The sequence below is a fragment of the Pseudomonas sp. AC211 genome (assembly GCF_979258055.1).
The window spans coordinates 2058826-2071931 of sequence record NZ_OZ409830.1; the positions used below are offsets into that span (position 1 = coordinate 2058826).

A 13106-nucleotide genomic window follows, 5' to 3' on the forward strand; every position below is an offset into this window, starting at 1 on the left:
CCGGGTTGTTGCGCGCACTTTCTGCGGCTATGGTGTCAAAAAGCCTCCCCACCAAGAGAAGAGGTAACGGGTGCCGCTCCATCAAGCCTGGCTGGACGATGTCCGCCCCAATCCTTATGCCGACCAACTGTCTTTAGGCTTCCGCCTGCTGCGTTTCGTGCGCCCGTTGGAAAATGAATACCGTCAGTACATGCGCGAGGACAGCTTCGACCTCAAGCGTATTGCCCTGAGCGTGGGCATGGTGCTGTGGATGGCGTTCGCGGTGCTGGATTTCTCTCTGATCGACGGGCCTCAGGTCTGGTGGATGCTGGGCGTGCGGCTCAGCGTGCTGGCGATGCTGCTGGTGTGCGCCCTCCTTATTCTGCAACGCAAACACTTCCATCTACTGGTGCCCTTGAGCATCACCTGCATTGGCGGGCTCGGGCTGGGCGCGGCCTCGGTGGTGGCCATCGCCCACACGGTCGACATGACCTACCCCTACGAAGGCCTGCTGCTGGTGTGCATGGCGGCGTATTTTCTGGTCGGCTTGCGCTTATCCGAGGCGCTGGCCACGTCGCTGATGGTGCTGCTGGCGTATGTGTTTCTGGAGCTGCTCGTGGGGCTGCCGATTCCCCGTCTGATCAACAACGTGTTGTTTCTGCTGTTCGGCAATTTGATGGGCGCCATCGGCTGTTACCTGTTGGAGTTCAAATCGCGCGAGCACTTTTTGGTCAGCCGCCTGATGCGCGTGCTGGCGGATCACGACAGCCTGACCGGCCTGCATAACCGCCGCAGTTTCAATCGTCAGCTGGAACGCTTGTGGCGCCAGGCGCAGCGCGAGAACCAGCGGCTTGCGCTGTTGCTTTGCGATATTGATCACTTCAAAGCCTATAACGACTGCTACGGGCACCAGGCCGGCGACAACGTGTTGCAGCGCGTCGGTGCGGTGCTGGCGGATGCGGCGCGCCGGCCGCTGGATATGTCGGTGCGCCTGGGCGGTGAGGAATTTGCGGTGTTGCTCTACGACATCACCGATGCGCAGGCGCGCGAGCGGGCAGAGGCGCTGCGTTTGGCGCTGGAGAAGCTCGGCATTCGCCATGAACGCTCTGATACGGCGGCGATGGTGACGATGTCGGTGGGCGTGTCCTGCCTGCTGCCGGCCGAGGAACGCGACGTGGGCCAGCTGTATGAGCGAGCAGACCGGGCGCTGTATGAGGCCAAGGCGTTCGGGCGCAATCAAGTGGTGGCTTAACGCAGCACGCATAAAAAAACCCGGCGTGAGGCCGGGTTTTTTTATGCGCTTTCTACCTTGGGGCTAGATGCCCATGCCCACCAGGCTTTGCACGATATTGCGCAAGGTGCCGGCAATGGTCGGGTGTTCCACCTCAAAGCGTTCAACGGCGAGGTTCACGCCGTCCACCAGATTGGTGTCCGGTGCGCTGGCTTCGCGTTGCAGTTGCAGTTCGATCTGTTGCGCCAGGGCGTTGAGTTCTTCGCGTTGCTCGTCGGAGACGGGCGTCTGGCTGTTCAGTTGCTCGCGCAGTAAGTCCAGTTGATGCTGCAATTCGCGGGCAGGCATGGTGTTTCTCCCTCTGTGATAGGCAACAGCATTGACCCTGAGCGTGCGCCAAAGGTTCGAGTGTTGAGGGTAATCCATGCTCTGCCGCTTTGCCCGAGCGCAGGCGCGGCAAGGTGTAACACCTTACGGCTTTTCACCTTTTTGCCGGCGCTGGGCCAGGTCTGTGAGGCTAGGGCCGAGGTCCGCCAGTTGATCGATCACCGAATGCACGCCGAGGCGATAAAGGCTCAAGGTTGCCTGCGCGCGCAAGTGGTCGCGCTCGGGGGCGGGCAGGGCTTGCCAGTCGTCTGGCGCCTGGCCACAGAGCGGGCCGCAAGCGGCGAGTCCTACGGTCCATAAGCCGGCATTCAAGCCCGCCTGCAGTAAACGCGGTTCGCCGCTGATCAGCACGCAGCCGTCGAGGTTGTTCACCTTTAACGCCGACAGCGACTGCCAACAGGCATCGGGCGCCGGCCACGGGCGGGCGGAGCTGGTGTCGGTGCCGACCAGCCAGGCGGGCAGGGCGCAGGCCAGTTGTTGGCTGGCGACGGCGGGAAGCTCGTCCAGCCAGGCGCAGGGCACGCCTTGCTGTTGCAGGGTTTCCAGCACATGCAAGGCGCCGGGCGTGACGTGCGCGTAATCATTGGCGCTGGCTTGTAGGGCGCTTTGCAAGGCGCTGAGGTCGGCGCTGTGAGGCTCACGGCCCAGCGCGGCGCTCAGCGCGGCATGTGGTGACAAGAGATGGCAGGGCTGATTGGCGGCGTCGGGAAACAGCCGCTGCAAGGTCACGGGCAAGGCGCGGGCGCCGAAGTCCACCAGGCAGCCAGAGAGGCCAAACAGCACGGCGGTGAAGTCGGCAGATGATGAGGCGAGTGCAGGCATGACGCGCATCCGAAGGGGCTTGTTAGCAAAGTAGTTACCCGCGATGACGGTGCGATGAATACTTTGTGACAATTGCCGCGAAAGCAGCCGCAGCGACAACAAATACGCACGCAAGCCGCGCTGCCAAAGCCGGTTGTCAGCCCTTATACTGGGCGCCTTTTGCGCCAGCACCTATGCTGGCAAAGCGCGCGCCGCGCGTTCCCCGTTCTGCCTTTGGAGCCTTGCAATGGAAGTGTTTGCCAGCAATTGGGCCACGCGTTTTGGCCAACTCTGCCTGTGTGCCGGTCTTGCGCTGGTGGCGCAGGGCGCTTGGGCGGCGGAAAACGACCCGTGGGAAGGCTTCAACCGCCCGGTGTTCACCTTCAACGACACGGTCGACACCTACGCGCTGAAACCCGTCGCGCAGGGTTACCAAGCGGTTACGCCGCAGTTTCTGGAAGACGGCATTCACAACGTGTTCAGCAACCTGGGCGATGTCGGCAACCTGGCCAACAATCTGCTGCAGGGCAAAGTGGCGGCGGCGGGCGTCGATACAAGCCGTTTGATCTTCAACACCACCTTCGGCCTGCTCGGTTTCTTCGACGTCGGCACCAAGATGGGCTTGCAGCGCAGCGATGAAGATTTCGGCCAAACCCTTGGCGCGTGGGGCCTGAACAGTGGGCCGTATCTGGTGCTGCCGCTGCTTGGGCCAAGCACCGTGCGCGATGCGTCGGGCAAGATTCCGGACAGCTTCCTGGAACCCTATCGCTACATGGACCACGTGCCGACGCGCAACGTGACCCGTGCGGTGGATGTGGTCGATACCCGTGCGAGCTTGCTGTCGGCCGAGAAATTTATCAGCGGCGACAAGTACAGCTTTATCCGCAATGCGTATCTGCAGATGCGTGAGTTTAAAGTTAAAGACGGTGAAGTCGAAGACGACTTCTGAGTAAGACATCGATCGGCTGCGCGTCGGCGGGGCGGCGTTGGAAATGGCTCTTCAATGCTCATGGGCTATAGCCCACTGCGCTTGAAAGGCCATTTCCGCCTTGCTCCGCTCTAGCTCGCTCGATCTTGAGCGGCGTGATTCCGAGAAAAAGATCAAAACGAAAAAAGGCGACCTCAGGGTCGCCTTTTTTCGTTGATGGGTGCGGGGTTACTTCATGGAAAGAATGGCCAACCCCAGCGATTGTTTGCCGCCATCCAATGCGCTTGCGCGGATGACTTCGGCTTCGGCGTCGAGGCCGCGTAATTCGTTGTGTTCCGATGCGATGTGGACGCGAACCTTGTCGCCCACTTTGGCGTCGCTTTCGGCTTCTAACTGCATGCCAGTACTGGACAAGTCGAGGCAGAGGGCGGGGATGTCGCGGCCGCCGTGTTTCAAGGTGACGGGTGCTTCCAAGCGCATACGGATGTAGTCGCGTTTCTCGGTGTAGGCATGATCACTTTGGCTCATCGACCCGCTCCTGTGGTTTTTATTGGACTCTCCGACGGCTCTTATAACCTTGCCATCTTTCGCCTGTAAAGGCGTCAGACGATGATCGGCGCACGCTTGAATCGCCGCACGGATGGGAGTACCGTCTGCGCCTTGACCGTCCACGCGTCCCGGCTGATCGGCCTGACGTACACGCCAACCACCCCCTGGCGCCGTTTGCCTGGTACCCCATGCACAATTCCAGTGCCTCGCTGCTGATTATTGATGACGACGAAGTAGTGCGCGCCAGTTTGGCCGCTTACTTGGAAGACAGTGGCTTCAGCGTTTTGCAAGCTAGCAACGGCTTGCAGGGTTTGCAGATCTTCGAGCAGGAGAAACCTGACTTGGTGATTTGCGATTTGCGCATGCCGCAAGTCGATGGCCTCGAGCTCATTCGCCGCATAAACGCGCTTGAAGTGCAGACGCCCGTTATCGTCGTTTCCGGCGCTGGCGTGATGAGCGATGCCGTCGAAGCGTTGCGTTTGGGCGCCGCCGATTACCTGATCAAACCCCTTGAAGACCTCGCCGTGCTGGAGCACTCAGTACGCCGTGCGTTGGATCGCGCCAATCTGCGTATCGAAAACCAGCGTTACCGGGAAAAACTCGAAGTCGCCAACCGCGAGCTGCAAGCCAGCCTGAACCTGCTGCAAGAAGACCAGAACGCCGGTCGCCAGGTGCAGATGAACATGCTGCCGGTCACGCCGTGGAGCGTTGATGGCTTGGAGTTCGCGCACCAGATCATCCCTTCGCTGTATCTGTCGGGCGACTTCGTTGATTACTTCCGCCTCGATGACCACCGCATTGCTTTTTACCTGGCCGACGTTTCGGGCCACGGCGCGTCGTCGGCGTTTATCACAGTTCTGCTGAAATTCATGACCACGCGGCTGCTGTACGAATCGCGCCGTGGCGGGCAGTTGCCCGAATTCAAACCTTCGGATGTGCTGGGCCACATCAATCGCGGGTTGATCAATTGCAAGCTCGGCAAGCACGTCACCATGTTGGGCGGCGTGATTGATGAGCAGAGTGGCAAGCTCACGTACAGCATCGGGGGGCATTTGCCGCTGCCGATCATGTACAGCGAAGGCTCGGCGCACTATCTGGAAGGCCGCGGCCTGCCCGTGGGGCTGTTTGATGAGGCAACGTACAGCGATCACGTGATCGATTTGCCGCAATCTTTCAGCCTGACCCTGCTTTCAGACGGCATTCTGGACCTTTTGCCGAGCGATACACTCAAAGAAAAGGAAGCGTTGCTCCCTCAGTTGGTGTGCACGGCGGGTGGCAGCCTGGATGGCTTGCGCCAGGTGCTTGGGCTGGCCAATCTCTCAGAGATGCCAGATGATATTGCCTTGCTGGTGTTAAGCAGGAACCTTGCATGATCTGTATGACCGCGCGCCCCATGAGCCTTATGAGCCGCATAAACGATAAAGGTACAGTGGCATGAGTACCGGTCGAATTCAGTTTGCCGAGCAGAACGGCACCTTCGTTCTGAAATTCGTGGGCGAAGTGCGCCTGACGCTCTGTTCCGCATTAGATGCCACGATCGAGAAGATTTTCACTGCGTTGAATTTCTCCGCCATCGTCATCGACCTGACCGAAACCCGCAGCATCGACAGCACGACACTCGGCCTGCTGGCCAAGCTGTCTATTCTGTCGCGCCAGAAAGTCGGCCTGCTGCCCACCGTGGTCACCACCCACGCCGACATCACCCGGCTGCTGCAATCCATGGGTTTTGATCAGGTGTTCAATATCGTCGACCAGCCGTTGGCCTGCCCAGGCAGCCTGGCGGACTTGCCCTCGCAAGATCAATCCGAAGAAGTGGTGAAGGCCAAGGTGCTGGAAGCGCACCGTATTCTGATGGGCCTGAACGAGTCGAATCGTGAAGAGTTCCACGATCTGGTGAACGCCCTCGAGCGCGGCTAACGCCGGTCGAAGCGGCACCCAAACAAACGCGCGAGCGGCCTAAGCTCCTCGCGCGTTTTGCATTTCAGCGTTTGGCGGCGAGCAGGGCTTCGAGTTTTTCCTGATCGCGGGCGAACTGGCGAATGCCTTCGGCCAGCTTCTCGGTAGACATCGCTTCCTCATTCAGCGCCCAGCGGAAACTGCTTTCGGTCGGCACCTGTTTCGGCTCGCCCGGATTGCCGTCCCGCAGCACGCGTTCCAGCGAGCCTTCGTCTTCGGCCAGTTGTTGCAACAGCTCGGGGCTGATGGTCAGACGGTCGCAGCCGGCCAGTTGCTCGATCTGGCCCAGGTTGCGGAAGCTGGCGCCCATCACCACGGTGTCGTAGCCGTTGGCCTTGTAGTAGTTGTAAATGCGCGTCACCGACTTCACGCCCGGGTCTTCAGCGCCAACGAAGTCGCGGCCTTCGGCCTTTTTGAACCAGTCGTAGATGCGGCCTACAAACGGCGAAATCAGGAAGATGCCGGCATCAGCACAGGCGGCCGCCTGAGCGAAGGAGAACAGCAGGGTGAGGTTGGTTTGAATCGCCCGCGCGCTCGAGTTGCTCAGCGGCGCGGATGCCTTCCCAGGTAGCGGCAATTTTGATCAGGATGCGCTCGCGGCCAATGCCGGCGCGGTCGTACAAATCGACCAGGCGCTGGGCGCGCAGCAAGGTGGCTTCGGTATCGAACGACAGGCGTGCGTCCACTTCTGTAGAAATACGGCCCGGAATCACCTTCAGAATGCCCTGGCCAACGGCGACGCCAAAACGATCACTAGCCAAGCCAAGGTCGCCATTGCAATCGGCCACGGCCTGATTCAGCAGCTCGGCGTAACCCGGCATAGCGGCAGCTTTAAGCAGCAGGGAAGGGTTGGTGGTGGCGTCCACCGGCTTGAGGCGGGCAATCGCATCGACGTCGCCGGTATCGGCAACCACGGTGGTGAACTGTTTGAGTTGTTCGAGCTTGGAGGTCATGGCGCGGCCTTGTGGTAACGGATGGCTAGACCTTACCCGAGCAACCAGTCGCGCTCAACGGCTGGCGCGTGACATTCAGCGGTGTTTTTGACGTTGTGCGTGAAAGGCGCCAGTTTCCCGACGAATACAGCTGCGCTCGATGCGCTCGTAGAAGCCAGCTTGCTGGCGAACCGCGCAAACGCCGTATTCGGTGTTTCCAGGGTTCGCCAGCGAGCTGGCTCCTACGGGGCGAGCACTGTTACGAGCGGGAGGCCACGGTTGCCGGGGTCTGCCAGCCGCCGCCCAGGGCTTTATAGATCGACACGATGCCGTGGTAGACATCCACCTCGGCCTGCGCCTGAGCATCCTCAGCCGCCAGGCGCTCGCGTTCGGCGTCCAGCAGCACGAGGAAGTCGGAGGTGCCTTCGCGGTAGCGAATCGATGCCTGCTCGGCAGCGGCGCGACTGGCTTCGCTCTGACGCAGCAGCGAGATCAGGCGTTCCTGGCGTTTGCTGTAGTCGGTAAAGGCGTTTTCCGATTCTTCCAGCGCCACCAACACTTGTTGCTCGTAGTTGGCGAGGGCACCGTCGGCATCCGCTTCAGCGCCGCGCAAGCGGGCCCTTACGCTGCCCAGATCGAACGCCGCCCAACTGATGGTCGGCGCCACGCCCCAGGCCCGCGCGGCCGATGAGCCCAGCTGCGAACCGCGTGCCGAGGTAAAGCCTAGGAAGCCGGCCACGTTTACCCGTGGGAACAGGTCTGCGGTGGCGACGCCGACGTTGGCGGTGGCCGCAGCCAGTTGCCGTTCGGCAATTCGCACGTCAGGACGACGGCGCAGCAATTCGGCCGGGTCGCCAATGGGCAGCGCCTTGGCAATTGCCGGAATCGCCCGAGGGCTTAAATCCACGGTCAATTGCTCAGGCCGTTGCCCCAGCAGCGTGGCGATGCGGTTGCGCGAGCGGGCTTCCTGAGCTTGCAGTTGCGGCAAGGTGGCCTCGGTGGCCGCCAGGCGCGCATCGGCACGCAATACATCCAACTCGCTGCCCACGCCGGCTTCACGCATGGTGTCGGTGAGGTTGCGCGACTCCTGCTGGTTTTTCAGGTTGCTGCGAGCAATGCCCTCGCGAAGTTGCGCACCGCGCAGTTCGCCATAGGCATCGACCAGCTCGGCGATCAGGCTGACTTGCAACTGATACAGCTCGGCCTCGGCAACGTCCTGCTCGGCGTCGCTGGCTTCCAGTTGACGTTGAATACGCCCGAACAAATCCACTTCCCAGGCCATGTCCAGGCCCAGGTCGTAGCGTTCATTGCGCACGCGGCGGTCGGTCACGCCCGGTTGCTGCGCTTTGCCGTTCTCGCTGCTGGCGCGGCTGGTGACCACGGGGAAGCGGTCATTGGCCACGTCGTCGCGAATGGCGCGGGCCGCTTTCAGGCGGGCAAAAGCCACGTGCAGTTCGCGGTTTTCCTGCAACGACTGGGCGACCAATTGGTTCAGGGTCGGGTCGTCGAACTGCTGCCACCAGGTCACTTCAAAGGTGCTGCGGTCGTACTTGCCCTGATTGGCGTCACCTTGGGCGGCGGTGAGTTTCGCCGCTTCGGTTTCCGGCGCTTTGTAGTCCGGGCCCACGGCACAGGCGCTTAGAGCGAGTGCCAGAAGGGCGGGGGTGAAGGCTTTCAAACTCATGATGCGTGTGCCTCCAGCAGGCGAACTTTGCGCGCTTCGCGGCGTTCCACGAAGTTGCGGATCAATACATAGAACACTGGCGTCAGCAGCAGACCGAAGAAGGTCACCCCGAGCATGCCGGAGAACACCGCCACGCCCATGGCATGACGCATTTCAGCACCGGCACCGCTGGAGAACACCAGGGGCACCACGCCCATCACGAAGGCGAACGAGGTCATCAGAATCGGGCGCAGACGCAGGCGGCATGCTTCCAATACGGCGGCCAGCGGGGTCATGCCTTCCAGCTGTTTATCCTTGGCAAACTCGACGATCAGAATTGCGTTCTTACACGCCAGGCCCACCAGTACGATCAAGCCGATCTGGGTAAAGATGTTGTTGTCGCCGCCGGAAATAATCACCCCGGTGATGGCCGACAGCAGCGTCATCGGTACGATCAGAATCACCGCCAGTGGCAGGCTCCAGCTTTCGTATTGGGCGGCCAGTACCAGGAAGGCCAGCAATACGCAGAGCGGGAACACGAACAACGCGGTGTTGCCCGACAGGATTTGCTGATACGTCAGGTCGGTCCATTCGAACGTCATGCCGTTTGGCAGCTCATCTTTCAGCAGTTTCTCGATGGCTTTTTCCGCTTGGCCCGAGCTGTAACCCGGTGCGGCGGCGCCGTTGATTTCTGCGGTGATAAAGCCGTTGTAGTGCATTACGCGGTCCGGGCCCGAGGTGTCGCTGACCTTCAGGAAGGTCGCCAGCGGGATCATTTCGCCCAGGTTGTTACGCACTTTCAGCTGACCAATTTGCTCGGCTTCCAGGCGGAACTGCTGCTCTGCCTGCACGTTGACCTGATAAGTGCGGCCAAAGCGGTTGAAGTCGTTGGCATACAGCGAGCCGAGGTACACCTGCAGGGTGTCGAAGATGTCGCTGATGGCCACGCCGTGGGTCTTGGCTTTTTCACGGTCGATGGCTGCGTCAACTTGCGGCACGTTCACTTGGTAGCTGGTAAACAGCCCGGCCAGTTCCGGTACGTTCTGGCTCTTGGCAACGATGTTCATCGTTTCCTTGTACAGCTCTTCGTAACCCAGGCCGCCACGGTCTTCGATCTGCAAACGGAAGCCGCCAATGGTGCCCAGGCCTTGAACCGGCGGAGGCGGGAAGATCGCCATGTAGGCTTCCTGAATGCCGGCGTACTTGCCGTTCAGGGCGCCGGCGATGGCGTTGGCCGATTGGCTCGGGTCTTTGCGTTCGTCGAAGTCTTTCAACGCCACAAACACGATGCCGCTGTTCGGGCTGTTGGTGAAGCCGTTGATCGACAGGCCGGGGAAGGCGATGGCGTTGGCCACACCCGGTTGTTGCATGGCCATTTCCGACATTTGCTTAATCACCGCTTCGGTACGGTCGAGGCTCGCGGCGTCTGGCAATTGCGCGAAGGCCACCAGGTATTGCTTGTCTTGCGCCGGGACGAAACCGGTTGGCGTCGACGAAAAGCCTGCGTAGGTCAGCACCATCAGGCCGGCGTAAATCACCAGAGCGATGCCGCTGCTGCGAATAACCCGCGCCACGGTGCCGACGTAGCCATGACTGGCTTTGTCGAAGAAGCGGTTGAACGGACGGAACAACCAGCCGCCGAGCAATTTATCCAGCACCTTGGAGAAACGGTCCTTCGGCGCGTTGTGATCTTTCAGCAACACAGCGGCCAACGCTGGCGACAAGGTCAGCGAGTTGAATGCCGAAATCACGGTGGAAATAGCGATGGTCAGGGCGAACTGTTTGTAGAACTGCCCGGTAAGGCCGGAGATAAACGCCGCCGGAATAAATACCGCGCAGAGCACCAACGCCGTGGCGATGATCGGGCCGGTCACTTCACGCATGGCGCGCTTGGTGGCTTCGATCGGGGTTAAGCCCAAGCCAATGTTCCGCTCGACGTTTTCCACCACGACGATGGCGTCATCCACCACGATACCGATGGCCAATACCAGGCCGAACAGCGACAGCGCGTTCAGCGAGAAGCCAAACAGGTGCATCACGGCAAACGTACCGATCAGCGAAACCGGCACCGCCACCAACGGAATGATCGAGGCGCGCCAGGTTTGCAGGAACAGGATTACTACCAACACCACCAAAATCAGCGCTTCGAACAGGGTGTGAACCACCGCCTCGATGGAGCCGCGCACGAAGATGGTTGGGTCATAAACGATGCTGTAGTCCATGCCCTCCGGGAAGCCTTTCTTCAGCTCTTCCATGGCCGCACGCACTTCGTTGGAAATCTCGATGGCGTTGGAGCCTGGACGCTGGAAGATTGGAATGGCCACGGCCGGGTCATTGTTCAGCAGCGAGCGCAGGGCGTACTGGCTGGAACCCAGTTCAATGCGCGCGATGTCTTTCAGGCGAGTGATTTCACCGTCTTCGCCGGAGCGAATAATGATGTTCTCGAACTCTTCCTCACTCACCAGACGGCCCTGGGTATTCACCGAAAGCTGGAAGCTGGTGCTGCTAGGCGAGGGCGGGGCGCCGAGTTGGCCGGCGGCCACCTGACGGTTTTGTTCGCGAATGGCGTTGACCACGTCGGTCGCGGTCAGGTTGCGCGAGGCGGTTTTGTTCGGGTCGAGCCACACGCGCAGCGAGTAATCGCCCATACCGAACAGCTGCACATCACCCACGCCGCCGAGACGGGCCAACTCGTCCTTGATATTGAGCAAGGCGTAGTTGGACAAATACAGCATGTCGTAGCGCTTATCCGGCGAGGTCAAGTGCACAACCATGGTCAGGTCAGGCGATGCCTTGTCGACCGTGATACCAATGCGCGTCACTTCTTCGGGCAGCTTGGGCTGGGTGCGCGTTACGCGGTTCTGCACTTGCACCTGCGCGTTGTCCAAGTCGGTGCCCAGGGCGAAAGTGATGGTCAGGGTGATTTTGCCGTCGGCGGTCGACTGCGAGGACATGTAGAGCATGTTCTCGACGCCGGTGATTGCCTGCTCCAGCGGTGCGGCAACGGTTTCACCAATTACTTTCGGGTTGGCGCCGGGGAAGTTGGCGCGAACCACTACGGTAGGCGGCACCACTTCCGGGTATTCGCTGATCGGCAGCTGGAACAGCGAGATGGCGCCGGCGATCAGGATCAGCAGTGATAACACTGCGGCGAAGATCGGCCGTTGAATGAAGAACTGAGAAAAATTCATCGCTAATAATCCTTTAAGCCCAAGAGCTGTTAACTAACGGGCTTAGCCGCGTGCCGGAGCGGTGCTGGCAAGCTTCTGCACGACTTTGTCGTTCTTGGCTTGGGCCGCATTGTTGTTTTCCAAGGCTTGGCGCTGCTGCGCCAGGGCGTTGATGGTTTCATCGCTGGCCATCGGAATTACCTGAGGCTCGACCGGCGAACCAGGGCGCACGCGCTGCAAACCTTTCACCACAATCTGGTCACCCTTGGCCAGGCCGCTGCGCACAATGCGCAAACCTTCCAGCTTTGGCCCCAGCTCAACGGCGCGGTAGGCGGCTTTGTGCTCGGCGTCGATCACCAGCACAAACTTCTTGCCGAGGTCGGTGCCGACCGCTTCGTCGTTGATCAGGGTGGCGTTGTAGGTGCCGCTGCCAACCAGTTTCAGGCGGGCATACAGGCCAGGGGTGAAGCGACCGTCAGCGTTATCAAACACAGCGCGGCCACGGATGGTGCCGGTCTTGGGATTGACCTGGTTGTCGACGAAGTTCATCTGGCCCAGGTGCGGGTGGCCGTTTTCGCCAGTCAGGCCCAGGTACACCGGGCTGTTCTGACCGCGTTGGCCTTGGCGGGCGAGCTCGTTGTATTTGAGGAATACGCGCTCATCGACATCGAAGTAGGCGTATACGCGGTCGGTCGACACCACGCTGGTGAGCAGGGTTTGCCCGGCGTTGACCAGGTTGCCGGCGGTAATGTCGGCACGGCTGACGCGGCCATCGATAGGCGACGTGATGCGGGTAAAGCTCAGGTTAAGACGGGCGTTTTCCAGTTGCGCCTGGATATTCGCCACGCCAGCGCGGGCTTCTTGGGCGGCGCTGGTGCGGGCGTCAGCCAATTCCGCAGAAATGGCGTTGCTGGCACGCAGACGTTCGCCACGGCGCGCTTCGTTCTCGGTGCGGCTCAGGTTGGCGCGAACTTGTTGCAGCTGGGCTTCCAGGCTGCGCACTTCGGCTTCAAACGGGCGGGGGTCGATCTGGAACAGCAAGTCGCCTTTCTTCACCAGCGAACCTTCGGTGAACGCGACCTTGTCGATGTAGCCGGAAACGCGAGGGCGAATGTCCACGGCTTCTGGTGCTTCCAGGCGGCCGGTGAACTCGTCCCACTCATTGATCGGTTGTTGCAGCACCTCGGCAACGCTGACCTTGGACACTGGCATCTGCGCAGTGGCTTCGGGCGCCTTGCCACACGCACTGATAATCACCAGGGCGAGGGCGGCTAGGGGGAAACGCAAGGCTAAAAGGGACTGTTGCATCGGTGAGACTCCGCCATAGGTTTTTCAGAATGGGCGGAGTGTGATGGCCTAATGAGACGTCAGACGAATCGAACAAGCCGAAGTTGGATATCAATATGAATGATGTTTAGTTCATCTGACGGTAATAGTTCAGACAATTTTTCGAACTGTAGGAGCGGCTTCAGCCGCGATGCTCGTGATTTTGTGGTTTGCAGGAATCGCG

10 protein-coding genes and 1 pseudogene are annotated in these 13106 nt (G+C 60.5%); 4 read left to right on the forward strand and 7 right to left on the reverse strand.

What is annotated here, in order from left to right:
- Nucleotides 1–70: 70 nt before the first annotated feature.
- Nucleotides 71–1231: a GGDEF domain-containing protein gene (locus tag ACZZZP_RS09900; RefSeq protein WP_122498409.1), complete on the forward strand. Its 1161-nt coding sequence runs from the start codon at nucleotides 71–73 to the stop codon at nucleotides 1229–1231.
- A gap of 63 nt (nucleotides 1232–1294) precedes the next feature.
- Here the strand turns inward: ACZZZP_RS09900 and ACZZZP_RS09905 are convergent, their stop codons facing one another.
- Together ACZZZP_RS09905 and ACZZZP_RS09910 are read right to left on the reverse strand one after the other, a co-directional pair.
- The gene (locus ACZZZP_RS09905) at nucleotides 1295–1558 is read right to left on the reverse strand and encodes a DUF4404 family protein (RefSeq protein ID WP_122498411.1); all 264 of its coding nucleotides are present in this window, start codon (nucleotides 1556–1558) and stop codon (nucleotides 1295–1297) included.
- Between the two features lie 123 nt (nucleotides 1559–1681).
- Entirely contained in the window at nucleotides 1682–2419 is a 738-nt protein-coding gene (locus ACZZZP_RS09910; protein ID WP_463382576.1) for an HAD family phosphatase, read from the reverse strand.
- A gap of 226 nt (nucleotides 2420–2645) precedes the next feature.
- Here ACZZZP_RS09910 and ACZZZP_RS09915 point away from each other — a divergent pair, with 226 nt between their 5' ends.
- A complete protein-coding gene (locus ACZZZP_RS09915; protein WP_463382577.1) occupies nucleotides 2646–3347 on the forward strand; it encodes an MlaA family lipoprotein in 702 nt (233 codons plus the stop codon).
- 207 nt (nucleotides 3348–3554) lie between these two features.
- Here the strand turns inward: ACZZZP_RS09915 and ACZZZP_RS09920 are convergent, their stop codons facing one another.
- Nucleotides 3555–3854: a PilZ domain-containing protein gene (locus ACZZZP_RS09920; protein ID WP_122498417.1), complete on the reverse strand. Its 300-nt coding sequence runs from the start codon at nucleotides 3852–3854 to the stop codon at nucleotides 3555–3557.
- Between the two features lie 209 nt (nucleotides 3855–4063).
- Here ACZZZP_RS09920 and rssB point away from each other — a divergent pair, with 209 nt between their 5' ends.
- The gene (gene rssB, locus ACZZZP_RS09925) at nucleotides 4064–5248 is read left to right on the forward strand and encodes a two-component system response regulator RssB (RefSeq protein WP_122498419.1); all 1185 of its coding nucleotides are present in this window, start codon (nucleotides 4064–4066) and stop codon (nucleotides 5246–5248) included.
- Nucleotides 5249–5309: 61 nt separating this feature from the next.
- Nucleotides 5310–5792 (forward strand): anti-sigma factor antagonist RssC, encoded by a 483-nt coding sequence (gene rssC, locus ACZZZP_RS09930; protein WP_122498421.1) that lies wholly within the window; start codon nucleotides 5310–5312, stop codon nucleotides 5790–5792.
- 64 nt (nucleotides 5793–5856) lie between these two features.
- Here the strand turns inward: rssC and tal are convergent.
- From tal to mexE, 4 genes and pseudogenes are all read right to left on the reverse strand, one after another.
- Nucleotides 5857–6784 (reverse strand): annotated as a pseudogene (tal, locus tag ACZZZP_RS09935) (transaldolase).
- Between the two features lie 238 nt (nucleotides 6785–7022).
- Nucleotides 7023–8447, reverse strand: coding sequence for an efflux transporter outer membrane subunit (locus tag ACZZZP_RS09940; protein WP_463382578.1), 1425 nt, complete (start codon nucleotides 8445–8447; stop codon nucleotides 7023–7025).
- Nucleotides 8444–11617 carry an efflux RND transporter permease subunit gene (locus tag ACZZZP_RS09945; protein WP_463382579.1) on the reverse strand — a complete coding sequence of 1058 codons (3174 nt, stop codon included), beginning with the start codon at nucleotides 11615–11617 and terminating at the stop codon, nucleotides 8444–8446. The genes ACZZZP_RS09940 and ACZZZP_RS09945 overlap by 4 nt, the downstream gene beginning before the upstream one ends.
- Nucleotides 11618–11659: 42 nt before the next feature.
- A complete protein-coding gene (mexE, locus tag ACZZZP_RS09950; RefSeq protein ID WP_122498427.1) occupies nucleotides 11660–12904 on the reverse strand; it encodes a multidrug efflux RND transporter periplasmic adaptor subunit MexE in 1245 nt (414 codons plus the stop codon).
- Between the last annotated feature and the right edge of the window lie 202 nt (nucleotides 12905–13106).

What these genes read in the sequence shown, in the direction of transcription:
- ACZZZP_RS09910 (WP_463382576.1), bottom strand. Translation starts at nt 2,419, where the DNA reads ATGCCTGCACTCGCCTCATCATCTGCCGACTTCACCGCCGTGCTGTTT.
- ACZZZP_RS09915 (WP_463382577.1), top strand. Translation starts at nt 2,646, where the DNA reads ATGGAAGTGTTTGCCAGCAATTGGGCCACGCGTTTTGGCCAACTCTGC.
- rssB (WP_122498419.1), top strand. Translation starts at nt 4,064, where the DNA reads ATGCACAATTCCAGTGCCTCGCTGCTGATTATTGATGACGACGAAGTA.
- rssC (WP_122498421.1), top strand. Translation starts at nt 5,310, where the DNA reads ATGAGTACCGGTCGAATTCAGTTTGCCGAGCAGAACGGCACCTTCGTT.
- ACZZZP_RS09940 (WP_463382578.1), bottom strand. Translation starts at nt 8,447, where the DNA reads ATGAGTTTGAAAGCCTTCACCCCCGCCCTTCTGGCACTCGCTCTAAGC.
- ACZZZP_RS09905 (WP_122498411.1), bottom strand. Translation starts at nt 1,558, where the DNA reads ATGCCTGCCCGCGAATTGCAGCATCAACTGGACTTACTGCGCGAGCAA.
- ACZZZP_RS09945 (WP_463382579.1), bottom strand. Translation starts at nt 11,617, where the DNA reads ATGAATTTTTCTCAGTTCTTCATTCAACGGCCGATCTTCGCCGCAGTG.
- ACZZZP_RS09920 (WP_122498417.1), bottom strand. Translation starts at nt 3,854, where the DNA reads ATGAGCCAAAGTGATCATGCCTACACCGAGAAACGCGACTACATCCGT.
- mexE (WP_122498427.1), bottom strand. Translation starts at nt 12,904, where the DNA reads ATGCAACAGTCCCTTTTAGCCTTGCGTTTCCCCCTAGCCGCCCTCGCC.